This window comes from Spirulina subsalsa PCC 9445, from assembly GCF_000314005.1.
Classification (GTDB): domain Bacteria; phylum Cyanobacteriota; class Cyanobacteriia; order Cyanobacteriales; family Spirulinaceae; genus Spirulina_A; species Spirulina_A subsalsa.
The window spans coordinates 3,860,431-3,882,612 of the sequence record NZ_JH980292.1 but is presented as its reverse complement, the minus strand read 5'-3'; the positions used below and the strand labels follow the sequence as shown (position 1 = coordinate 3,882,612).

The window sequence follows — 22,182 nt, the reverse complement described above, 5'->3', positions numbered from 1 at the left end:
CCCCTCATCTTCCCTCCATCAAACTCCAATGATTACCGTTCAAGAACTCATCGAACACCTGCAAAAATATGACCCCAAAATGCGAGTCGTTATCGCTGGATACCATAGTGGATATAACGATATTTTCACCATTTATCCCGTCTGCCTGCAACTGAACACCCAGCGTCATCCTTGTAACGGCGCTCATTCTTTGGCTTCCCTCAATCTCCCGAAAAATCAGCAAGCATCGGCGATTTTTCTCGGAGGATATAACCCTAACTACTCACCCGATAAAACCCCATGAATCTAACAGATGAATACATCCCCATTGCGGCTTTAAATCAGTATAGCTATTGTCCCCATCGCTATTGGCGAATGTTTGAAGCAGGAGAATTTACCGACAATCAATACACTATTGAAGGGACAAGTTTACATGATCGCGTTCACCAATTCGGCACAGCCAATCAAGGGGAAACTTGGCAAATTCGCTCCATTTGGCTCAAATCAGAGCAATATCAACTCATCGGAAAAGCAGACTTAATTGAAGCAGAAGGAGGGCAATTCTACCCCATTGAATATAAACGGGGGAAAAAGGGAGAGTGGGGAAATGATGCTTTGCAAGTATGCGCACAAGCACTGTGTTTAGAGGAAATGACGGGACAAAAGATTGCGTTAGGGTATCTCTATTATGCCCAGTCTCACCAACGGCAAGGGGTGCAAATTTTGGGGGAATTACGGGAAGAGGCGATCGCAATTCTCCAAAAAATTCACCAAATCAGCCAAACCGGGGAAATCCCAAAACCCAATTATAGCAAGCGTTGTAAGGGATGCAGTTTGTATCAGAATTGTCTCCCCCAAGCGGTAAAAAAAGTCAACACCTATCACGAGGAACCGTAATCATGGGTACAGTCTACGTTACACAAGAAGATGCTTTTATTGGCAAAACCGATGAACGATTAACCATTAAAGCAGACCAAAAACAACTATTAGATATTCCTTTAATTAAAGTAGAAGGAATCGTTGCATTAGGACGTGCCACCGTCTCTCCTGCCGTCGTCACCGAATTATTAGAGCGCAAAATTCCCCTCAGTTTTCTTAAAGTAACCGGGAAATATTTAGGACGATTAGAACCCGAAATGACTAAAAATATCTTCGTCCGAAAAGCGCAATGGGAAGCCCGAGGAACAGATAAAGCCATTCAAGTTGTGCGGGGGTTTATTCGCGGAAAACTCAAGAATTATAAAAATGCGTTATTACGGCGCGATCGCCAAAATTCCGCCCTAAACCTTAAACCCACCATCCAGAAGCTAGAACAAGCCCTAAACCCCCTGCCCAAAAACGACCAGATAGACTCCTTACGCGGTCTAGAAGGGGCGGGAAGTGCCGCTTACTTCACCTGCTTTAATCAACTCATCCAAAACCCCTTATTTAGCTTTAAAACCCGCAATCGTCGCCCTCCTACTGATCCCGTTAACTCCTTATTGAGTCTGGGTTACGCTCTCCTACGTCATGATATCCAAAGCGCTGTTAATATCGTCGGATTTGACCCCTACCTAGGTTATCTTCACGTTCCCCATTACGGTCGTCCTGCCTTAGCCTTAGACCTCATGGAAGAGTTTCGCCCCCTCGTCGTTGATGCCGTCGTCCTAGCCAGTCTGAACCAACAAAAATTAAAACCAGACCATTTCAGCACAGAATCCTTAAGTGAAGCTGTTTCGTTAACCCCAGAAGGCTTAAAAATTTTCCTCCGTTTGTATGAAGAAAAAAAACAAGCTAAATTTAAGCATCCCGTCTTAGGTCGTCAATGTACCTATCAAGAATCCTTTGAAATTCAAGGACGTTTATTAGCTAAATACTTAATGGCAGAAACGGAGCAATATCCACCCCTCATTTTAAAGTAAAGAGGGCTTGCTGAATAAGGGAACAGGGAATAGATAATAGGTAATAGTAATCAACTCCCTGACTCCCGACTTGGTTGGGTTACGCTGTCGCTTCACCCAACCTACGAATGGCTGGTTTCTTGTTTTGTTGGGTTACGCTATCGCTTCACCCAACCTACGAAGTTCTGTAACGAGGCTCAATCATTTATGTTTGTTGTTGTGAGTTACGATATCTCCGAGGATAAACGCCGCACCAAAATTCATAATATCCTTAAATCCTATGGACAATGGATGCAATACAGCGTCTTTGAGTGCGATTTAACCCCTACCCAGTATGCTAAACTGCGATCGCGCCTCAACAAAATCATCAACTCCGAGACAGACAGCATCCGCTTCTACTTCCTCTGTGGTTGCTGTCAAGGCAAGGTAGAACGCATCGGAGGAGAAGCGGTGCGAGATGCTACCGTCTTTTTTGCCTAGTCCCCCAGAATTCCCCCCGTATTCCCCCATCCGTCCGGGGGGCTTCTCACTCCATTAAGATAGAAAAAGTTCACTCAATACCCTGAATTAAATCCTCATGCGAAAAATTCTTGTCCTATTTCTCACCCTAACCCTCTGTTGGACCACCGTAGCCTGTGGTAGTTCCACCGTCAGTCAAAGTCCCAGCGCCAACAATGCACCCCCTGCCGCCTCCCGTTCCCAACTCGCCGGGGGAGAATATCCCGTCCAACAAGCGCAATATGACGACGCCACCGGGGAATATACCCTCATGGTGCTAAATACTCCCCCCGGCACCCCTCCCCTCTATCGCACCACCGACTTACAAATGGCACGACTGACAGATGAGGAAATCGAAGCCGGTCAAAAAACCCATCTCAAAATTGACAACGACCAAGCCGTTTTGCACCTTACCGAAGACTTTAAAATTGAATACGTCCATAATGTGACCGAAACCCAAACCAATCCCCAAACCGGACAAACCGAAACCGTCATTGTCCGTCGAGAATCCAGTTTCTGGACTCCCTTTGCTGGAGCCTTAGCGGGTCAAGCATTAGGCAGTTTACTGTTCACCCCCCAATACTACGTTCCCCCCGTCTATACCGGTGGAGTCATGACCGGATATGGTGGCTATGGGTCGAGTTACAATCAGGCCGTCAACCGCTACCAACAACAAAATAACGCCCCACCCGCCGCCGTGAGAAATCGTCAAACCTTACGCACAACGGGCAATTTGCGCAATAACGCCAACACAGGCCGCAATAATCCTAACGCCAATCGTTCCACCGGCTCCGGGTTTGGGTCAAGCAATTTAAGATCCTCGGGTCAATCTCGCCCCCAAACCAATCGTCCCGCCAATCGTTCTCGGAACAGTTTTGGCAGTGGCACCCGTCGCTCAGTCGGAGGTCGTCGTCGTTGACATACTCTCCCAGCATACCCGTTAGGGTTGGTGGGAGATTCTTGTTACTGGGTCAAGAGGAAAACAACTCCATCCCGGAGTTCTGAACAAAAAAGAGAGAGGGCTAATTCCCTCTCTCTTCGGGATTCTAAGTGCTACGACCAACTACTCTCAGCACTATTCCCCTCTCACTTGTCCAGCCACCGAGGTGGAATGAGCATTTTGACTCCTTAACTCTTCTAACTGTTGCCGTCTGCGGGTGACAGCCTCAGTTCCTTCTACTTGGTGGCGTATCCTCGTAACACCCTGACGAACTTCTTGGAAATCAGGCGAGGGAGTCATTTCACCTCGTCTTAAAGCTTCTCGCATTGTCACAATCCGTTGACTGGGACTGTTATAGAGGGGAATTTCCTCAACAGGAGCAACAGAGGGAGTAGGTAGGGGAGTTTGTACGACCACAGGTTGGGGAGTCGTGACCACAGGTTGACTCCTTGAGGGAGTGGGTTGGATTGGGTTTTCCGCTACTCTCGAAGGAGTACGCTTACTCTGGGAAACCTGCCTAGCTTTCACTTCCATCCTGTCTGATTCGACGGGAGAACCCCCTCGACTCCGATTAAACGGACTGGGTGTTACAGGGTGGGACACGGCTACACTAGACGCTGAACGATTAATACGGGTTGTGGAAGAGGTGGAAGGAGGGGAAACCCTTCCATCAGAGGGTTTTGGAGCAGCAGAAAGGGTCGTTTCACTGGCTTGATCTGGCTCAGAACGGGTCATCGGAGGATTAAAAAATTGATCTAATGCCGAGGAAATTCCATTTTCGGAGCGATGGCCTAAACGAGTATCAAGAGATTGACTCGCCCATAACCCCACCTGCTGTTCTAGGGTTAGACTCTCTCTATCCGGTGGATTCAGTGCCTCTGCTTTCAACCGATCTAAATCCCCATAGTGAGAACTGGCCCCAATCATATAGGCCACCAGCAACACTAACCCCCCGGTCACTAAAAAACGATTACTACAATCTTGAGGTTGTCGATGGTGATGTGTTTTGAATGCAGGTATATTCGTCATGGCCCTTTTCTCTCCCCCTATCACAGCACCCCAAGTCCACCCGATAGGTTGCTTGAGGATTCCACCAAGAACTTCATTAAAACTTAACCCGCCTGCCAGTAAAACCCGCAATTTGGCTGAAAATCTATAGGTTCTACTGGAGCATTTACATCTCTTACATCTCACCCTGTGACGACCTATTGTAAGTGATTTAAGTGTAATTACGGGTTAATTTTTGTGACGGAAGATAAAATTCAAGAATATTAAGTGATTCTTCTTGTATAACGGTATGTAAACTTTGGGGATAGGGTAGAGAAAAAGGTGGGTTTTATTGGGGAAATTTGGCCTGACTAACGGTTGAACTCCGTAAATTTTCTAGGTATTGTCGGACTTGGCGAGCTTCTTCTGTGCCTTCTAATTCATTTTGTAAGCCAGTAATCCGTTGACGGACTTCTTGGAGTTGGGGGGTGGGTTCTAAGGCTCCTTGCTTGACGGCCTGCCGTAGATGACGCACTTGTTGGGCGACATCAGTATTGACGGGCATTTTTTCTAAATCTGTGGAGGTGATGGGCTGGGGAGGGCGATAAGTTCCGGCGCTGCTGGCGGGAGTGACCGTCGGTCTTCTATTCTGGGCAACGGCAACCGGAGCGGGGTTGTTTTGGGGTTGGCTTGTCGTGGGACGGGAGGGGGGTTGGAGGGAAGGAGTAGGTTTTGCCCCAGAGAAGACCGAAGAGGGGCGGGACGGGGAGGATGGCTGTGGGGTTTGAGTGGAGGAGGTTAGGGTTTTGGGGGAAGGGGTGAGGGATTCTGAGGAAGAGAGGGCAGGGGATTGAGGAGTGTTTTGTGAGGAGGAGGGGGTTGGCGGTTCAAAAAACTGATCAAGGGAGGGATCAGTAGAATGTAAATACTGTACGGCAGCCCAATCAATCTGTTCTTCAAGGGAGACTATTTTTTCTGCTTTAGACTCCAGAAATTCGGCTTTCATGTGGTCTAAATACTGGTAATGGGAACTAGCCCCGATGAAGTAGGCGACGACTAAAAAAATACCGCCAGCTGCCCAAATGGTGCTACTTTGAACGGGTTGGCTGGTGTGATAATGGTATTTAGTGCTGGTCGGTTTTAGAAGCCCTTTCATACAGTGTGTCCCTGTTTTAAGATTGAGGTTTTCAACGATGCTGCACGCCTAGATGGAAACACTTACAGTGAAAACACGATTCCCTTGATTTACGGATGTTAAACTTGTCAACCGCACTTTTTCCATCTCATACTCAGAGATTATACGGAATATTCTGTGAATTTTCTAGGAAAATTTTTAAAGTTTTGATGAAGTTTAAAGGGAGTTGAAGTTTTTACGCAAACTCTGTTAGAATCTAGGATTTTAAATTAAGTAATTGTACTTAATTATGGAAGAATGATGATCAATCGTCGGTCTATTATTCTCTCTGAGATTCCCAGAAGTTTGATGCAGTGAGCGATAAAATTAAAAGACAAGGCTAGGCCTTGTCTTTTAAGTGGGCGCAGAGAATTTTAGGGGCAGAGGCTGTTAGATTTCCGCTACAGCCCGTTCAATTAAACGCCGTGCGAGGGTTTGAGTGCCAGTGTGTTCGTAGTAATTGGTACTCATATCCAGAAAGGCGGCGAGGTAGTCTAGTTTATCATCAGCAATTTCCACAAAGCGGGTGAGGTTGCTGGTGACGTTTTGAGGGGTTAAATTGCGATCGCGCACCAATCCCCCCATCCACCCTTGCACAGAATCAAAACTCTGGCCAATAAAGTCCAGTTTTTTGGCGGCATTATTCCCCGGAATGGAATCCTTGATACTACTAAAGGTGCCATTACTTTCCAATTCTTTAGGGCTTAAATCCCCTAACAGTCCTTGGGCTTTTTGGATAAAATCCGGGCCCAGGGGAATCAAGGCATCTAAACAGACGAGGGCGGACATCCGCATTAAGGATTCTCCCCCATAGTCAGCTAAAGAACGGACAAAATCCCCCAAACTGTCCCCCGGAATGCCGTTAATTTGGCAAAACGCCACCACTTCCACCACTAACTTTAAGCAGAGATCAATGGTTTGGGCTTTGTCGGCTTTGGGGGTAATATTGCTCAAAAAGCCCAAGAGGGGGACTTTTTCCCCCACCTTATTGGCTAAAGCGGCGGCACCGAGGGCTGAATCTGTGCGATCTACCGTTTGGTAAAGCCACATCGCCCGTTGATAGCCTTGGGATTTGTCATTGTAGAGCCAAACAGCGCGATCGCCAATTTGTTGGATCAAATCCGCATCAGTTTCTCCCGTCACCTCCCGAATGGTGTTTTTAAACCCCACCAAATTATTCCACTGCCCCGGAATGACAAAATCCAGACTGCGCAACACCTTCACCGTGAAATTATCCGTCGGCAATTCATCCACTAACTCAAAAATGGGCTTACTCATCACAGGCCTCCAATTACTTCAACCGTGCTAAACCATTGAGATCGAACTTTCCTAACCAAGTTTTGCGATCGCTCTCCGTAAACTCCGGATCCCGCGACAACACCTTAACCTGAAACCGATCCGCCACCAACAACGCCGTCGCCGTATTCCCTTGAGCCACCACCGGATAGCCCTGAATCTGCTCCGTACTGTTGGCGAACTTTTGCGCCGCTTCGGGATTACTCACCGTATCCGACACCGCCAACATGGCTACATCTTTCCCCCCCTGTTTTAACTTCGCCTCCGCAAAGCCCTTTTTCTCCTGAGCATAAACCACCTCATAATCCTCTTGAGAACGGGGGAAGAATTTATTAAACTCCCCTCCGGCCACAGCCTCGCGATCCACTGCCCTGGCCCCCCGTTGGGTACTCTCCTGTTGGGCCTGTTGAAAATCAGAAGGCGGCGCAGAATCACAGGCTGTAATCAACAACAGCAGGGATAATAATAAGGGAGCTAAAAATTTCTTGAGTCGGAACATAACCATTCACCGTATTCTGTGGGATGAGAGATATTCTGTCTATTTTGACCGAACTCCTGCCCGACCGTAAATTCTGTTAAAAATGTTTACCCTGACTGAAAAACGGGGCAAAGTTAAGGTAGATAACGAGGGTCGGCTCAAGGCTACCCAAGGGAACAGGCGGGAGTTGGGAAAAGGCAATAGTCAAGAGTTTTAGCTATTCACTATTCCCCCGCTCCCCCGCTCCCCCTCCCCCCGTCACCCCAATTCTAGAGAGTCCATGCGTATCCTGATCTACTCCTACAACTATCACCCAGAACCCATCGGCATCGCCCCCCTCATGACCGAATTAGCCGAGGGATTAGTGCAACGAGGGCATCGGGTGCGCGTTGTTACCGCCATGCCTTGGTACCCCGAAAGTGAAATTTATGAACCCTACCGGGGGAAACTCTACCTCACCGAAGAACGCAACGGGGTAAAAATTCAACGCTGTTATGTGCGTTGTAGCCCCAAACGCAGCCTGTTCAATCGGGCTCTCTTTGAACTCAGTTTCGCCAGTTTGAGTTTTTTTCAAGCCCTCATGGGATGGCGACCGGATGTTATCTTGCTCACCGTACCCGGTTTACCTGTGGGGGTGCCGGCCTCCCTATTGGGTTGGATTTATCGTTGCCCGGTAGTCTTAAATTTACAGGATATCCTGCCCGATGCCGCCGTTCATGTGGGGTTAATTACCAGCAAAAAAGCGATCGCCATTTTCTCCGCCCTCGAAAAATACAACTACTGGATGGCGCGCCAAATCAGCGTCATTGCCGAAGGATTCCGGGATAACCTCCTAGAAAAAGGTGTTGCTGACCAGAAAATCACCCTCATTCCCAACTGGGTGAAAGTCGATTTCATCAAACCCTACCCCCGGGACAACAACTATTTTCGCTCCTCTTACCACCTCAACGACAAATTTGTTGTCTTATACTCCGGTAACATTGCCCTCACCCAAGGCATAGAAACCGTCATTGATGCCGCCACCTACCTCCAAGATACCCCCGACATTCAACTGGTCATCGTTGGCGAAGAAAAGCGCCTAGAGAAACTGGAAAAATACCGCCAAAAACAACAAGTCGGCAACGTCACCCTCTGCCCCTTCCAGCCCCGAGAAAAACTACCCGAAATGCTCTCCGCCGCCGACGTGGGGCTAGTCGTCCAAAAGAGCAATGTGGTAGCCTTTAATATGCCCTCAAAAATTCAAGTCCTCCTCTCCAGTGGTCGCGCCATTATCGGTTCCGTCCCCGCCATTGGCACCGCCGCCAAAGCCCTCAAAGCCAGTGGAGGCGGCGTAGTGATTCCCCCCGAAGACCCAGCCGCCCTCGCCGAAGCCATCCGGGATCTGTATAATCATCCAGAGAAAGTCAAAGAATTAGGTCAAAATAGCCGTCAATACGCCATCGAAAATTATTCCTTCGAGTCCGCCCTAGACCGCTACGAACAACTGTTCCAAAGCTTCAAACAGAAGTTAAAACCCTAACGGTGCATCCCCTCCCCAAACATTCAAGAGAACTGCCCTAGCGTCGCCTTGAACGCTTTTGTGTTAGAATTTTGATTGATTTTGTCATTTCACGAGTCAAATCTGACTCTGAGGCTTTACTGAGGAATGTCCATGACTAGCAGCAGCAGTTATAGCGCCGACCAGATTCAAGTTCTAGAAGGTCTAGAGCCAGTGCGGAAACGCCCCGGGATGTATATAGGCTCAACCGGTCCCCGTGGCCTCCACCACTTAGTTTACGAAGTGGTGGACAACTCCATTGACGAAGCCTTAGCAGGCTATTGTACCCATATTGAAGTCGAAATTAATGCCGACGGTTCTGTTGCAGTCACTGATGACGGACGGGGCATTCCCACCGACACCCACCCCACCACCGGGAAATCCGCCCTAGAAACCGTGATGACAGTGTTACACGCAGGGGGGAAATTTGGCGGAGGCGGGTATAAAGTCTCAGGGGGATTACACGGGGTTGGGGTGTCTGTGGTCAATGCCCTTTCCGCTTGGGTGAATGTTACAGTTTACCGCGAGAATAAAGTGTTCACCCAACGCTATGAACGAGGCGTGCCGATGGGGGATCTCACCGAGGCTCCCAGCAAGGAGAAAAACCGCACGGGGACAGCTGTTTGTTTCCTCCCCGATGAGCAAATTTTCACCGAAACCCGAGATTTTGACTACAACACCCTCGCCGGACGATTGCGGGAGTTAGCTTATTTAAATAAAGGGGTACGGATTACCTTTACTGACGACCGCCCCGCCGAAACCCGCAGCGAAAGCTATTGTTATGAGGGGGGGATTCGGGAATATGTGACCTATATGACGCGGGAGAAAGAGGCTCTACACCCGGATATTATTTATGTGGAAGGAGAACGGGATGGTGTGACCGTTGAGGTGGCGCTTCAGTGGTGTATTGATGCCTACAGTGATAATTTATTGGGCTTTGCCAATAATATCCGCACTATTGACGGGGGAACCCATTTAGAGGGCTTAAAGACGGTTTTAACCCGCACGTTGAATTCTGTGGGGCGCAAGCGCAACAAGATTAAAGAGAATGAGTCCAATTTAGCCGGGGAGAATGTGCGGGAGGGCTTAACGGGGGTGATTTCCGTGAAGGTTCCGGACCCGGAATTTGAGGGACAAACTAAAACCAAGTTAGGGAATACGGAAGTCCGGGGGATTGTGGATTCTCTGGTGGGGGAAGTCCTCAATGAGTATTTAGAGTTTAACCCCCAAGTGGCCGACTCGATTATTGAGAAGGCGGTGCAGGCTTATAAGGCGGCGGAAGCGGCACGACGGGCGCGGGAGTTGGTGCGTCGGAAGTCGGTGTTAGAATCTTCTCCGTTGCCGGGGAAATTGGCGGATTGTAGTACGAGGGATCCGTCTGAGTCGGAGATTTTCATTGTGGAAGGGGATTCGGCCGGAGGTTCAGCAAAACAAGGACGCGATCGCCGTTTTCAGGCCATTCTCCCGTTACGGGGTAAAATCCTGAACATTGAAAAAACCGATGACGCGAAAATCTATAAAAACGCTGAGATTCAATCCCTAATCACAGCCCTCGGATTAGGCATTAAAGGGGAAGAATTTGATCCCTCTAACCTGCGTTATCATCGCGTGGTCTTAATGACTGACGCGGACGTAGACGGGGCGCATATTCGCACCTTGTTACTGACCTTTTTCTACCGCTATCAACGGGAATTAGTCGATCAGGGGTATGTGTATATTGCCTGTCCGCCCCTGTATAAGCTAGAACGCGGCCGCAGTCATCAATACTTGTATAGCGATCGGGAATTACAACAGGCGATCGCACAATTCCCCGCCAACGCCAACTACACCATCCAACGATTCAAAGGGTTAGGGGAAATGATGCCCCAACAGCTTTGGGAAACCACCATGAATCCTGAAACCCGAATGCTCAAACGAGTAGACATTGAAGATGCCGCCAAAGCCGAAAATATGTTCACCACCCTAATGGGCGATAAAGTCGCCCCCCGACGGGAATATATCGAAACCCACGGCCCTCGTCTCAACCTCACGGATCTCGATATTTAGGGCTTGGGGTATTTAAAGCTTTTCTTCACCCGGTTTCTGATTTAAGAAACCGGGTTTCTTCAGCACTTGTGCCCTAAGACCTTGAAAATACAGACCACCACCAAGCCAAAACGCCCCACTGAAAAAGCAGTAGAGCGTTGTGGAGAATATTTAGGCCTGGCAAGGAGCGATTGTCCCAGGAGGCAACCCTCAAAGTATCGTAGCCGCGCTAGCGTTTCACAACCGAGTTCGGGAAGGGATCGGAGTGGGACCGCTAGGCTAAACTCACCAAGCCGGGGGAGAATCCCCTCAAGACTGCATAGAAGAAAGAGGTCAAGCCCTCGGTCTGTTAGTACGCCTTGGCTTCATCCCTTGCAGGACTTCCACCGAACGCCTATGTAACGGGTGTTCTGCCCGTGACCTTACTTGGTTAACCCAAACAGAGCACTCATCTTGAGGTGGGCTTCCCACTTAGATGCTTTCAGCGGTTATCCGCTCCGCACATAGCTACCCTGCGTTTGCCGTTGGCACGACAACAGGTACACCAGCGGTGCGTCCTTCCCGGTCCTCTCGTACTAAGGAAGGCTCCTCTCAATGCTCTTGCGCCTGCACCGGATATGGACCGAACTGTCTCACGACGTTCTGAACCCAGCTCACGTACCGCTTTAATGGGCGAACAGCCCAACCCTTGGGACGTACTTCCGCCCCAGGTTGCGATGAGCCGACATCGAGGTGCCAAACCTCCCCGTCGATGTGGACTCTTGGGGGAGATCAGCCTGTTATCCCTAGAGTAACTTTTATCCGTTGAGCGACGGCCCTTCCACTCAGCGCCGTCGGATCACTAAGGCCTAGTTTCCTACCTGCTCGAAATGTCTCTCTCGCAGTCAAGCTCCCTTGTGCCTTTACACTCTGCGGCTGATTTCCAACCAGCCTGAGGGAACCTTTGCGCGCCTCCGTTACCTTTTAGGAGGCGACCGCCCCAGTCAAACTGCCCACCTGAAACTGTCCTTCTCCCGGCTCACGGGCAGAAGTTAGAATTCTAGCCTTGCCAGAGTGGTATCTCACCGTTGGCTCTGTATCCCCCACAAGGAATACTTCAACGCCTCCCACCTATCCTGCGCAAGCAAAGCCCGAACCCCATTCCAGGCTACAGTAAAGCTTCATAGGGTCTTTCTGTCCAGGTGCAGGGAGTCCGTATCTTCACAGACAATCCTATTTCGCCGAGTCTCTCTCCGAGACAGCGCCCAGATCGTTACGCCTTTCGTGCGGGTCGGAACTTACCCGACAAGGAATTTCGCTACCTTAGGACCGTTATAGTTACGGCCGCCGTTCACCGGGGCTTCGGTCGCCAGCTTTAGATTTCTCCTGACCAACTTCCTTAACCTTCCGGCACTGGGCAGGCGTCAGCTCCCATACTTCGTCTTGCGACTTGGCGGAAACCTATGTTTTTGGTAAACAGTCGCCTGGGCCTCTTCACTGCGACCAGCTCTCGCTGGCACCCCTTCTCCCAAAGTTACGGGGTCATTTTGCCGAGTTCCTTAGAGAGAGTTATCTCGCGCCCCTCGGTATTCTCTACCACCCTACCTGTGTCGGTTTCGGGTACAGGCATTAAAGACTTCAAGCGGAATTTTGGGCTTTTCTAGGAAGCATGATTAGTTTCCACTTCGCGGCCGTGGCCACTCGGACTCCTGACTCAGCTCAGTTGGTTTTCTCCCAACCTCAACACCTCGTTCAGTTGCACCAGGACTTCCATCCCCTGGCTGGTCTTAACCTTCTCCGTCCCCCAGTTCCTATTCTTTAACGGTACGGGATTGTTAACCCGTTGTCCATCGACTACGCTTTTCAGCCTCGCCTTAGGTCCTGACTTACCCTCCGTGGACGAGCCTTGCGGAGGAACCCTTAGGGTTTCGGGGTAGGTGATTCTCACACCTATTTTCGCTACTCAAGCCGACATTCTCACTTCTGTATCGTCCACATCTGCTTGCCGCTAATGCTTCTCCCAATACAGAACGCTCCCCTACCACTTATGTAGTATTACAGTAAGTCCACAGCTTCGGTAAGTGACTTAGCCCCGTTCATTTTCGGCGCAGGAGCGCTTGACCAGTGAGTTATTACACACTCTTTTAAGGATGGCTACTTCTAGGCAAACCTCCTGGTTGTCTATGCACTCCCACCTCCTTTCTCACTTAGTCACCATTTGGGGACCTTAGCTGGTGGTCTGGGCTGTTTCCCTTTCGACGATGAAGCTTATCCCCCACCGTCTCACTGGTTAAGTTCACTTGAGTATTCTTAGTTTGCCTCCCTTTGGTACCGCTCTCGCAGCCCGCAGCGAAGCAGTGCTTTACCCCTCAAGTTTTCTCTTAACCGCTGCGCCTCAACGCATTTCGGGGAGAACCAGCTAGCTCTGGGTTCGATTGGCATTTCACCCCTAACCACACCTCATCCGCCAATTTTTCAACATTGGTCGGTTCGGACCTCCACTTAGTTTTACCTAAGCTTCATCCTGGACATGGTTAGATCACCCAGGTTCGGGTCAACAAATTATGACTTATTCGCCCTTTTCGGACTCGCTTTCGCTTGGGCTTCGGCTTTTCCCGCCTTAACCTGCCATAACCTGTTAGTCGCCGGCTCATTCTTCAACAGGCACACGGTCAGACGTTTAATCGTCCTTCCATTGCTTGTAAGCTAACGGTTTCACGTTCTCTTTCACTCCCCTCATCGGGGTTCTTTTCACTTTTCCCTCGCGGTACTGGTTCGCTATCGGTCACACAGGAGTATTTAGCCTTACCAGGTGGTCCTGGCTGATTCACCCGGGATTTCACGTGCCCCGGACTACTCGGGATTCAACCTCGCCGCTTCCATTTTCAACTACAGGACTTTCACCTTCTCTGGTGGAGCTTTCAACTCCTTCGTTTAATTTTCACGGTCGTTTTGGTTGTCCCACTACCCCCTCGATTAAAACCGAGGGTTTAGGCTTGTCCCTTTTCGCTCGCCGCTACTCGGGGAATCGCTTTTGCTTTCTTTTCCTCTGGCTACTAAGATGTTTCAGTTCGCCAGGTTCGCTCGTGCTGGTCTATGGATTCAACCAGCCGTTTTTGGGTTGCCCCATTCGGATACCTCCGGCTCAATGCCTGCTTCCTGCTCCCCGGAGTGTTTCGTCGGTCGCTACGTCCTTCTTCGCCTCTGTGTGCCAAGGGATCCGCCGTTAGCTCTTTCTATCTTGACCTCTTGATTGTCTGTGAGCTCCCTACTCATAGTTTTTCGCTTTCTTCTCTCTTTCGATTGATTCCAGCTTTCTCTATTTTGAGTTGCTCTTTTTTCTTCTATGCAGTTTTCAAGGTTCTGGACTGGATTCGAGAATCCAGCAGGTTGAGTTGCTCAATTGCTGGGTCTCTTTCGATGTGGTGGGCCATCCTGGACTCGAACCAGGGACCTCACCCTTATCAGGGGTGCGCTCTAACCACCTGAGCTAATAGCCCGTTTCTTTGATAGGTGAACCCCATCTAATAGTTTGAAAGTTTAGTCCCCCAACTCTGACCTGCTTGTGTTCAAATGGATTCTTTTGGGGTTTTTCTCCATTCAACAGGTCTCCCTTTAAAGGAGGTGATCCAGCCACACCTTCCGGTACGGCTACCTTGTTACGACTTCACCCCAGTCACTAGCCCCACCTTCGGCGCCCTCCTCCGCTAACGGTTGGAGTAACGACTTCGGATGTTGCCAGCTTCCATGGTGTGACGGGCGGTGTGTACAAGGCCCGGGAACGGATTCACCGCCGTATGCTGACCGGCGATTACTAGCGATTCCTACTTCATGCAGGCGAGTTGCAGCCTGCAATCTGAACTGGGGCTGAGTTTGCTGGGATTCGCTGGCTCTCGCGAGTTCGCTGCCCTTTGTCTCAACCATTGTAGTACGTGTGTAGCCCAGGACGTAAGGGGCATGCTGACTTGACGTCATCCCCACCTTCCTCCGAGTTGTCCCCGGCAGTCTCCCTAGAGTTCCCAACTTAATGATGGCAACTAAGGACGAGGGTTGCGCTCGTTGCGGGACTTAACCCAACATCTCACGACACGAGCTGACGACAGCCATGCACCACCTGTCTCCGCGTTCCCTTAGGCACTCCTACCTTTCAGCAGGATTCGCGGGATGTCAAGCCCTGGTAAGGTTCTTCGCGTTGCATCGAATTAAACCACATACTCCACCGCTTGTGCGGGCCCCCGTCAATTCCTTTGAGTTTCACACTTGCGTGCGTACTCCCCAGGCGGGAAACTTAACGCGTTAGCTTCGGCACAGCCTGAGTTGATACAGGCTACGCCTAGTTTCCATCGTTTACGGCTAGGACTACAGGGGTATCTAATCCCTTTTGCTCCCCTAGCTTTCGTCCCTCAGTGTCAGTACAAGCCCAGTAGAGCGCTTTCGCCACCGGTGTTCTTCCCAATCTCTACGCATTTCACCGCTACACTGGGAATTCCCTCTACCCCTACTGTACTCTAGCTTCTCAGTTTCCACGGCTGACCCAGAGTTGAGCTCTAGTTTTTAACCGCAGACTTGAAAGGCCACCTACGGACGCTTTACGCCCAATAATTCCGGATAACGCTTGCCTCCTCCGTATTACCGCGGCTGCTGGCACGGAGTTAGCCGAGGCTTTTTCCTCAGGTACCGTCAGAACTTCTTCCCTGAGAAAAGAGGTTTACGACCCAAAGGCCTTCTTCCCTCACGCGGTATTGCTCCGTCAGGCTTTCGCCCATTGCGGAAAATTCCCCACTGCTGCCTCCCGTAGGAGTCTGGGCCGTGTCTCAGTCCCAGTGTGGCTGTTCTTCCTCTCAGAACAGCTACTGATCGTCGCCTTGGTGAGCTTTTACCTCACCAACTAGCTAATCAGACGCGAGCTCCTCTCTAGGCAATTAATCTTTTACCCGCAGGCTCATCCGGGATTAGCAGTCGTTTCCAACTGTTGTCCCCGACCTAGAGGCAGATTCTCACGCGTTACTCACCCGTCCGCCACTAACTCCGAAGAGTCCGTTCGACTTGCATGTGTTAAGCATACCGCCAGCGTTCATCCTGAGCCAGGATCAAACTCTCCATTTTGGCTCTCTAGATGGTTTTTGGCTTGAGTTTTATTTTCCCCTTGCCGAAACTTCTAGGAGGTGTTTTTTTCCTGTTGTTTCTTCTTGACTTGGGGGGTGCTAAAATTCTTTCAAACTATTGATTTTTCGAGGTTCAGCGCGTCGGGGCGTTGTGTTCCTCCGTTGTGCGCATTTACCAATATAGCCACTCTCCCCAAGGTTGTCAACCCCTTTTTTTAACTTTTTTTTCGTCTGCCTCTCTTCATTCGCTGGAATCACTGCTGGCTAAGGCTTATAGATTAAAAATGTTTTTTTTGATGGGGGGGAAGGTCTGGAGTTGAGATAATGGGGGGGAACTATAGGTATGGATAGGAAAAGTGGTGTCTATTAGTTTTCAAGCGGTTGTTGCGAGGTTAAATGATTTTTGGAGCGATCGCGGTTGTTTGATTGCTCAACCCTATGATACGGAGAAGGGGGCGGGAACGATGAGTCATCATACGTTCTTGCGGGCGATTGGACCGGAGCCTTGGTCGGTGGCCTATATTGAACCCTGTCGTCGTCCGACGGATGGACGGTATGGGGAAAATCCGAATCGCTATCAACACTATTATCAGTATCAGGTTTTGATTAAGCCGTCTCCGAATAATATTCAGGAGGTTTATCTCGATTCGTTGAGGGCGTTGGGGATTCGGCCGGAAGATCACGATGTCCGGTTTGTGGAGGACAATTGGGAGTCTCCGACGTTGGGGGCCTGGGGTGTGGGTTGGGAGGTCTGGCTGGATGGCATGGAAATCACCCAGTTTACCTATTTCCAACAGTGTGGGGGGATTGATTGCCGTCCGGTGTCGATTGAGATTACCTATGGGTTGGAGCGGTTGGCGATGTATTTACAGGATGTGGATGCGATCGCCAAAATCCAATGGAATGATCAGTTAACCTATGGCGATATCTACATCCAGGGGGAGATTGAGCAGTGTACTTATAATTTTGAGGCTTCGGATCCCGATTTACTGTTGAATCTCTTTATGTTGTATGAGCAGGAGGCGAAGCAGTTGATTGAGCGGGGGTTAGTGTTTCCGGGGCATGATTATGTCCTGAAATGCTCTCATACGTTTAATCTGTTGGATGCGCGGGGGGTGATTTCGGTGACGGAACGCACGCGCTACATCGGCCGGATTCGCAATTTAGCCAGAGAGGTGGCGCATTTATATCTACAGCAACGGGAAAATCTGGGTTATCCGTTGTTGGAGAAGGTGTCTTAAGGCATGGGGGGGAGAGGATAGTATTGCTCCCAGAGGGGGAGGTCTTGGGGGGTGTCAATGTCGGGGAGTTGGGGGAGGGTGGCGATCGCACATCCTAACCCTTGGGCAATCTCGCCAGTTTGAGCAAAAACCCGGTCTGTCCCCCAAGCAATCCCTTGAAATAGTTCAGGAATCAGACGATTTAAGCCAATCAGATAATACCCCCCATCTTCTGCCGGACCGATCACCAGATCATGATGCTGTAAAGCCCGAAATCCTTGCTCTAGGATGGTCTGAGTCAGGCCAGGACAGTCAATGCCAATGATCAAAACCCGCTCTTGTCCCTCCTGAAACGCTTGACGAAAAGCCTCCGCCATCCGTTGCCCCAAGTCTCCCTGAGATTGGGGTTTATAGTGTAAATCACTGCCTAACCATTCTGCCATCAGGGTAGGATTCCCCCCTGCAAAGTAGATATCTAGAGAAAGATTAGATAGACAGCGCGCTTGTTTAAGGGTATGTTCCGTCATTTGCCGTTGAATTTCAGCCGCCCCTGTTGCACCTAAAACAGGAATTAACCGAGTTTTTGTCTTCCCCGGTTCTGGATAACGAGTAAAAATAATTAAGCTGTTCATGATTTTGGGGGTCCATTCAGAGGCAAGTCCACCTGAAAGCTAGTCCCCACACCCAATTCACTACGACAGGTAATAGTGCCTCCTGACAAATCAACCGCTTTTTTCACAATAGAAAGTCCTAATCCTGTCCCAGAAATCCCTCCCACATTACCCGCACGGTGGAAACATTCAAAGAGATGTTCTTGATCTGTTGGTGGAATACCAATCCCATAATCTCGAATGGTGAGATGTAGCCAACTGTCCTTAATCTTCACCTCAAAATCAACCTGTCCCCCTTGGGGTGAATACTTCACAGCATTAGTCAGTAAATTTGTCAAGATATGACGCAGTAATTTTTCATCTAATTGAAAAACTTTTCCCTGTAAAGTAGGGGGTAGATTCAAGGAAATTTTATAGTCTGAGCCAGCCAATAATTGAATATCTTCTACAATATATTGCAAAAATTCTATCAGGTTTAAGGGAGTTGGTTTAAACTCCAGTTTTCCCACTTCTGCACGACCAATGATTAAGATATCATCGAGCAGACTGGTCATGGTGGTGGTGCATTGTCGAATACGTTGTAAATGACTATTCTTACGATCTTCTGACCATTCATCAGCAAAATTTTCTAATATATCAACAGACATTAGAATACTAGAAAGGGGATTGCGAAACTCATGGGAGGTCATGGAAATAAAGCGTGATTTTAAATCATTGAGTTCCCGCTCTTTCTCTAAGGCTTTATTCATTTCAATTTCAGCATTTTTGCGGGCTGTAATATCTCGACCAATATAAACAAAAGCTGGAGAACCTTGAATTCTGGTTTGAATCACAGAACAGGAAAACTCTACAATCAATTCTTGTCCATTTTTTTTGTGACAAAGGACTTCTACATCAGCCAAAAACTCCTGAGAGCTTAACTTCTGTTGACTGGCCTCTAATAAAAACTTTTCATCTTCGATAATTAAGGCGATCGGCTGACCCATTAGTTCATTTCCGCTATAACCAAACAGTCGCTGTGCTGCCTGATTAATTGTTTTTATTTTTCCTGATCCTGTGGTAACAAATAAAGCATCCCCCATAGAAGAAATAATTTTCTTATTGTAATCTTCCGATGCTCTTAAAGCACAGAGTAATAACTCTGCTTCATTGGCTCTTTGTAAAAGTGATTGTTTTAAGACCATAATTTCTGTGACATCTTCCATCAACAGAATGGCATTATTACCGATGCGTTCAAAATTAAAATCAATATAGAGGGGAGTTCCCGCTTGAGATGAGCGTGTAATCCCTTCGAGGTAGGAGTTTTGAGTATTTCCCGCAATGATTTGTTGAACAATGGTTTCACTGCCTACTAATTCCGGGAAACTTAAGCGAGCATCTTGACCGATTGCTAAATCTTCAGGAAACTCGGCAAAGCGTTCTACCCGAGGGGATTTGTCAAGAATGACTAAATGGGGATCGAGAATCAGATATTCAATATGACCGGGGACATAAAGTTTTTGTAAGAGGGAGTTCATGATGTTGTTGATTCCTACAATTCACTGAACCTGTTTTTAGCGGAAGTTTACTCGTTATCCTGTCGCCAAATTTTTAGAGCTAGGGTTTCAAAAATATGATCGACGTTTTGCCCAGTTTTAGCAGAAGTATTATAAATTCCCAGCATTTGATGTTCCGAAAAAGATATATTTTTGCGAATTTGTTCGATATCTTCAGAGTCCATTAAATCAATTTTATTTAAAGCAACAGCAATCATACCATTGCTGTTAATGGAGACAAACTGTTTCACATGATCCTGAAGGTGATCAATGGTTTCCGGTCGGGTGGAGTCGGCCACGACTAAAATTCCACTGGCTCCTTGTAGATAGGAGGAGGCAATGGCTTTAAATTTAGTTTGACCTTCAATATCCCAAATCAGTAGCTTAATTTCTTGAGACAAATCGGCTTCTATGTGTTGCAAGTTTATGATTTTACGGGAAATTTTAACCCCAACCGTGGAGAGATATTGATCACTAAATTGACGTTCTACAAAACGACGGATTAGGCTAGTTTTCCCGACCCCAAAATCCCCAATCATACACAGTTTTTTAGAAATAATCGCCATAATCACTCGTTATTTTCTATTAATCCGATCAACTCAAAGCGAACACATCGACTTTTCCAAAAGGGATCAGTGCCTGCAACATCAGGGGGAGAGCCGATGTCCCCTTTGATTTCCAAGCGTTCGGCCGGAATGCCTTGTGCAACTAAAGCCTCTCTGACCACTTCTGCCCGTCTTGGGGCCAATGTTCTATTATATTGCTCATCTCCACTAGCATCAGTATGGCCAATTAGACGGATTTTGATGTAGGGGTAGCGTTGGAGGAAATCAACGAGGGGGATTAACTTGTTGTCGCGGTCGTTTTGGGAAATTACGGTGGCATTGGTATCAAAGTAAATCCGTTCTTTAACGGGGAGAAGGCGATCGCTTAAACGGAAAACAACTTGAGTGACACCGGGAATCTGGGTAAACGCTTCAGTGACAATGTTTTCTGCGGAAGCTTGGCGAATACTCCCCTCGACGGAAACTTTATTGTTGATGGGGTCATAAACGGCAATGATATAGACCCCCCCGATCCGATTGAGGACGCTGGTATGTCGTCGTACTTCGGCTTCAATCTGGGTGGGATCGGGAGGCACTTGAACGGCCAGGATTTGATTATCGATTTCTAGATTCGGCACGACTGACCCCGCCACTACGGCGGCTTTTTCCTGAAGATAGCTATTGGGGAGTTTTCCGGTTAAAATCAGTTGATTTTTCTCAATGGTGGCATCGAGTCGGTAAATGGCTAATTCTGGGGTAGTGGATAAGGCGTTGAGGACGGTGGCAATTTGTTCCTGGATTTTGTGCTGACGAGTGCGATAGAGACTCAGGGGGATACTAATGAGGAGTAGCAAGAGTAAGAAAATAATCACTACTCCTCGGGGTTTGGAGGAGGAGGGGGTTTTTTCTTCTGGTTCTAATTCTAGGGGACTGTTGAGGATGGTGTTTAGCAGATCATAGACGGCCCGAGGGATACTATCCGGGTCGCCGTTGAATTCTTCAATCAGGTTGCCGTAACCATAGTTAAGAATAATGGTGCTGAGGGTTTGTTGCAGTTTGGTATGGAAGGCGGGAGGGGGATCCCCTTGGGTAACGGCGGCGATGTAGCAGTATCCGGCAACTTCGAGGATGATTTTAAAGTTCTCGTAGTCAATTTCGGTGAGTTCTGAGGTGTTGTCGGGGTGGACGGTGCATTCACTGGCGAAACTCCGGATGGCGGTGAGCATTCCGGCGAGCATATCGGCTTCTAGGGTGGTGTCGTTGCCTTCTTGTTGGACTTCGGCAATGACTAGGCCGGAGGTTTTATGGATGAGGAAAACGGCTTGGACGGTGAAGGGGAGGGATTCGCTGAGAATGAGTTCTGCGTCGGAGACGCCCTGCATTTTGGCGCGGATTTTGCGGTAAATGCCTTGAAGGCTAAAGGCACTTTCGACTCGTTGGTTAATTTGGCTGACGACTTCTTCCATGTATTTGGAAACGGTGTTCCCAATGACAGGATAGAGTGCGTCTACCATGGCATCTTTTTCTAGACGGATTTGTTCTTTGATGGCGCGTCCCATAGCGGGTGCGATCGCCTGAATAATTTCATCTGGTGCGTCGCCGAGTTGTTTGGAAAAAGCCCCCGGAATGGCTGAAGCCAAGGCTTTACTCATGGCTTGGGTGTCTTGGTGGCTTTTAGCCCCAATGACTAAATCAATAATCGGAAATAGGGCTTGTACAACTTCTTGGGGAGCTTGATTGACTTGACTGGCGAAGAGTTGCAGAAAACCCGGTGAAAGCAGACGATTGAGGGTATTGGGGCTATGGAGTTCTTGTTCTAGTTGAGCGACTTTGGCCTCTAACTCATTGGCCGGATAGTTATTATCCCCTAGTAGTAAGTCTAAGAAGAGGGCGCGCAGTTGTTCCACGGCCTCCTCGGAGAGGGGTTGGCCATCGGGCGACGAATTCGGCCCTAGAGAGATTTCGGGGGGCTGGGTTTCAGGAAGCCGAAGGTCTGACCGAGAATCCCTAGTGCTTGTTTTGCCATTGGTTTTAGGCTCTTCAGGTGGGGGCGGGGGGGGAATAATTTTTTGGGTTTTGGTCTTTTCCTTTTTCGGCGGAGGTGGGGCTTTAGGGCGTTTTTTTTGGGGAGGTTTAGGGGCTGGGGGGGGAGAGACAGAGGTCGGTTTTTCCATCAGATTAAGGTCATCTAAAAGACTGAACAAGCCCTCAAGAGATTCTGGGGTTTGAGGGCTGTCCACGATGGTTTTAGATGGGCTTTCTCTGTCTCCAGGAGATGGAGATACAGGATTTTCCGGGGGCAAGGGCATAACGGCCATCCAAATGACTTGGGAAATTAATGGCTCGGGATGGAAGAGTGAAAAAGGCAAGATTTAGAAATTTGGGCAACCTTG

General features: G+C 48.8%; 16 protein-coding genes, 1 tRNA gene and 3 rRNA genes. 8 read left to right on the top strand and 12 right to left on the bottom strand.

The window, feature by feature from the left end:
• Positions 1-28: 28 nt before the first annotated feature.
• From SPI9445_RS0117665 to SPI9445_RS0117645, 5 genes are all read left to right on the top strand, one after another.
• On the top strand, positions 29-283 hold the full coding sequence (locus SPI9445_RS0117665; protein WP_017306099.1) for a hypothetical protein: 255 nt from the start codon (positions 29-31) through the stop codon (positions 281-283).
• Positions 280-876: a CRISPR-associated protein Cas4 gene (gene cas4, locus SPI9445_RS0117660; RefSeq protein ID WP_017306098.1), complete on the top strand. Its 597-nt coding sequence runs from the start codon at positions 280-282 to the stop codon at positions 874-876. The genes SPI9445_RS0117665 and cas4 overlap by 4 nt, the downstream gene beginning before the upstream one ends.
• Positions 877-878: 2 nt before the next feature.
• Entirely contained in the window at positions 879-1,880 is a 1,002-nt protein-coding gene (gene cas1d, locus SPI9445_RS0117655) for a type I-D CRISPR-associated endonuclease Cas1d (protein WP_017306097.1), read from the top strand.
• Positions 1,881-2,066: 186 nt separating this feature from the next.
• Positions 2,067-2,339 (top strand): CRISPR-associated endonuclease Cas2, encoded by a 273-nt coding sequence (cas2, locus tag SPI9445_RS0117650; protein ID WP_017306096.1) that lies wholly within the window; start codon positions 2,067-2,069, stop codon positions 2,337-2,339.
• 97 nt (positions 2,340-2,436) lie between these two features.
• Positions 2,437-3,276, top strand: a complete 840-nt coding sequence (locus SPI9445_RS0117645; protein ID WP_017306095.1) for a hypothetical protein — start codon at positions 2,437-2,439, stop codon at positions 3,274-3,276.
• Between the two features lie 156 nt (positions 3,277-3,432).
• On the opposite strand, the gene SPI9445_RS0117640 is transcribed toward SPI9445_RS0117645, so the two are convergent.
• From SPI9445_RS0117640 to SPI9445_RS0117625, 4 genes are all read right to left on the bottom strand, one after another.
• Positions 3,433-4,326 (bottom strand): hypothetical protein, encoded by an 894-nt coding sequence (locus tag SPI9445_RS0117640; protein WP_017306094.1) that lies wholly within the window; start codon positions 4,324-4,326, stop codon positions 3,433-3,435.
• Between the two features lie 307 nt (positions 4,327-4,633).
• Positions 4,634-5,440, bottom strand: coding sequence for a hypothetical protein (locus SPI9445_RS0117635; protein WP_026079900.1), 807 nt, complete (start codon positions 5,438-5,440; stop codon positions 4,634-4,636).
• 408 nt (positions 5,441-5,848) lie between these two features.
• Positions 5,849-6,736 (bottom strand): hypothetical protein, encoded by an 888-nt coding sequence (locus SPI9445_RS0117630; protein ID WP_017306093.1) that lies wholly within the window; start codon positions 6,734-6,736, stop codon positions 5,849-5,851.
• A gap of 13 nt (positions 6,737-6,749) precedes the next feature.
• Entirely contained in the window at positions 6,750-7,259 is a 510-nt protein-coding gene (locus tag SPI9445_RS0117625) for a hypothetical protein (RefSeq protein WP_017306092.1), read from the bottom strand.
• 253 nt (positions 7,260-7,512) lie between these two features.
• On the opposite strand from SPI9445_RS0117625, the gene SPI9445_RS0117615 reads away from it, so the two are divergent.
• The gene (locus tag SPI9445_RS0117615) at positions 7,513-8,751 is read left to right on the top strand and encodes a glycosyltransferase family 4 protein (protein WP_017306090.1); all 1,239 of its coding nucleotides are present in this window, start codon (positions 7,513-7,515) and stop codon (positions 8,749-8,751) included.
• 132 nt (positions 8,752-8,883) lie between these two features.
• On the top strand, positions 8,884-10,815 hold the full coding sequence (gyrB, locus tag SPI9445_RS0117610) for a DNA topoisomerase (ATP-hydrolyzing) subunit B (RefSeq protein WP_017306089.1): 1,932 nt from the start codon (positions 8,884-8,886) through the stop codon (positions 10,813-10,815).
• A gap of 154 nt (positions 10,816-10,969) precedes the next feature.
• Here the strand turns inward: gyrB and rrf are convergent.
• The 4 genes from rrf to SPI9445_RS0117590 all read right to left on the bottom strand — a co-directional run bounded on the left by rrf (position 10,970) and on the right by SPI9445_RS0117590 (position 15,879).
• Positions 10,970-11,087: ribosomal RNA gene (gene rrf / locus SPI9445_RS0117605) — 5S ribosomal RNA — on the bottom strand.
• A gap of 36 nt (positions 11,088-11,123) precedes the next feature.
• A 23S ribosomal RNA gene (locus tag SPI9445_RS0117600) occupies positions 11,124-14,020 on the bottom strand.
• Positions 14,021-14,196: 176 nt separating this feature from the next.
• Positions 14,197-14,273 (bottom strand) — tRNA-Ile (locus SPI9445_RS0117595).
• Positions 14,274-14,390: 117 nt separating this feature from the next.
• Positions 14,391-15,879 (bottom strand): 16S ribosomal RNA (locus SPI9445_RS0117590).
• The 16S, 23S and 5S rRNA genes sit together here with 1 tRNA gene alongside, the layout of an rRNA operon.
• A 358-nt stretch (positions 15,880-16,237) precedes the next feature.
• Here SPI9445_RS0117590 and glyQ point away from each other — a divergent pair.
• Positions 16,238-17,119: a glycine--tRNA ligase subunit alpha gene (glyQ, locus tag SPI9445_RS0117585; protein WP_026079899.1), complete on the top strand. Its 882-nt coding sequence runs from the start codon at positions 16,238-16,240 to the stop codon at positions 17,117-17,119.
• Here the strand turns inward: glyQ and SPI9445_RS0117580 are convergent.
• From SPI9445_RS0117580 to SPI9445_RS31695, 4 genes are read right to left on the bottom strand one after another with little or no spacing between them, the layout of a single operon-like run.
• Positions 17,116-17,730: a TIGR04282 family arsenosugar biosynthesis glycosyltransferase gene (locus SPI9445_RS0117580; RefSeq protein WP_017306087.1), complete on the bottom strand. Its 615-nt coding sequence runs from the start codon at positions 17,728-17,730 to the stop codon at positions 17,116-17,118. The two genes, glyQ and SPI9445_RS0117580, sit on opposite strands and share 4 nt — an antisense overlap.
• Positions 17,727-19,226, bottom strand: coding sequence for a sensor histidine kinase (locus tag SPI9445_RS0117575; RefSeq protein ID WP_017306086.1), 1,500 nt, complete (start codon positions 19,224-19,226; stop codon positions 17,727-17,729). Before SPI9445_RS0117575 ends, SPI9445_RS0117580 begins: the two co-directional genes overlap by 4 nt.
• Before the next feature lie 47 nt (positions 19,227-19,273).
• Positions 19,274-19,810: a Rab family GTPase gene (locus SPI9445_RS0117570; RefSeq protein WP_026079897.1), complete on the bottom strand. Its 537-nt coding sequence runs from the start codon at positions 19,808-19,810 to the stop codon at positions 19,274-19,276.
• A gap of 2 nt (positions 19,811-19,812) precedes the next feature.
• Positions 19,813-22,158, bottom strand: coding sequence for an OmpA family protein (locus tag SPI9445_RS31695; protein ID WP_083883557.1), 2,346 nt, complete (start codon positions 22,156-22,158; stop codon positions 19,813-19,815).
• Positions 22,159-22,182 lie beyond the last annotated feature (24 nt).

What these genes read in the sequence shown, in the direction of transcription:
- SPI9445_RS0117665 (WP_017306099.1), top strand. Translation starts at nt 29, where the DNA reads ATGATTACCGTTCAAGAACTCATCGAACACCTGCAAAAATATGACCCC.
- cas4 (WP_017306098.1), top strand. Translation starts at nt 280, where the DNA reads ATGAATCTAACAGATGAATACATCCCCATTGCGGCTTTAAATCAGTAT.
- cas1d (WP_017306097.1), top strand. Translation starts at nt 879, where the DNA reads ATGGGTACAGTCTACGTTACACAAGAAGATGCTTTTATTGGCAAAACC.
- cas2 (WP_017306096.1), top strand. Translation starts at nt 2,067, where the DNA reads ATGTTTGTTGTTGTGAGTTACGATATCTCCGAGGATAAACGCCGCACC.
- SPI9445_RS0117645 (WP_017306095.1), top strand. Translation starts at nt 2,437, where the DNA reads ATGCGAAAAATTCTTGTCCTATTTCTCACCCTAACCCTCTGTTGGACC.
- SPI9445_RS0117640 (WP_017306094.1), bottom strand. Translation starts at nt 4,326, where the DNA reads ATGACGAATATACCTGCATTCAAAACACATCACCATCGACAACCTCAA.
- SPI9445_RS0117635 (WP_026079900.1), bottom strand. Translation starts at nt 5,440, where the DNA reads ATGAAAGGGCTTCTAAAACCGACCAGCACTAAATACCATTATCACACC.
- SPI9445_RS0117630 (WP_017306093.1), bottom strand. Translation starts at nt 6,736, where the DNA reads ATGAGTAAGCCCATTTTTGAGTTAGTGGATGAATTGCCGACGGATAAT.
- SPI9445_RS0117625 (WP_017306092.1), bottom strand. Translation starts at nt 7,259, where the DNA reads ATGGTTATGTTCCGACTCAAGAAATTTTTAGCTCCCTTATTATTATCC.
- SPI9445_RS0117615 (WP_017306090.1), top strand. Translation starts at nt 7,513, where the DNA reads ATGCGTATCCTGATCTACTCCTACAACTATCACCCAGAACCCATCGGC.
- gyrB (WP_017306089.1), top strand. Translation starts at nt 8,884, where the DNA reads ATGACTAGCAGCAGCAGTTATAGCGCCGACCAGATTCAAGTTCTAGAA.
- SPI9445_RS0117580 (WP_017306087.1), bottom strand. Translation starts at nt 17,730, where the DNA reads ATGAACAGCTTAATTATTTTTACTCGTTATCCAGAACCGGGGAAGACA.
- SPI9445_RS0117575 (WP_017306086.1), bottom strand. Translation starts at nt 19,226, where the DNA reads ATGAACTCCCTCTTACAAAAACTTTATGTCCCCGGTCATATTGAATAT.
- SPI9445_RS0117570 (WP_026079897.1), bottom strand. Translation starts at nt 19,810, where the DNA reads ATGGCGATTATTTCTAAAAAACTGTGTATGATTGGGGATTTTGGGGTC.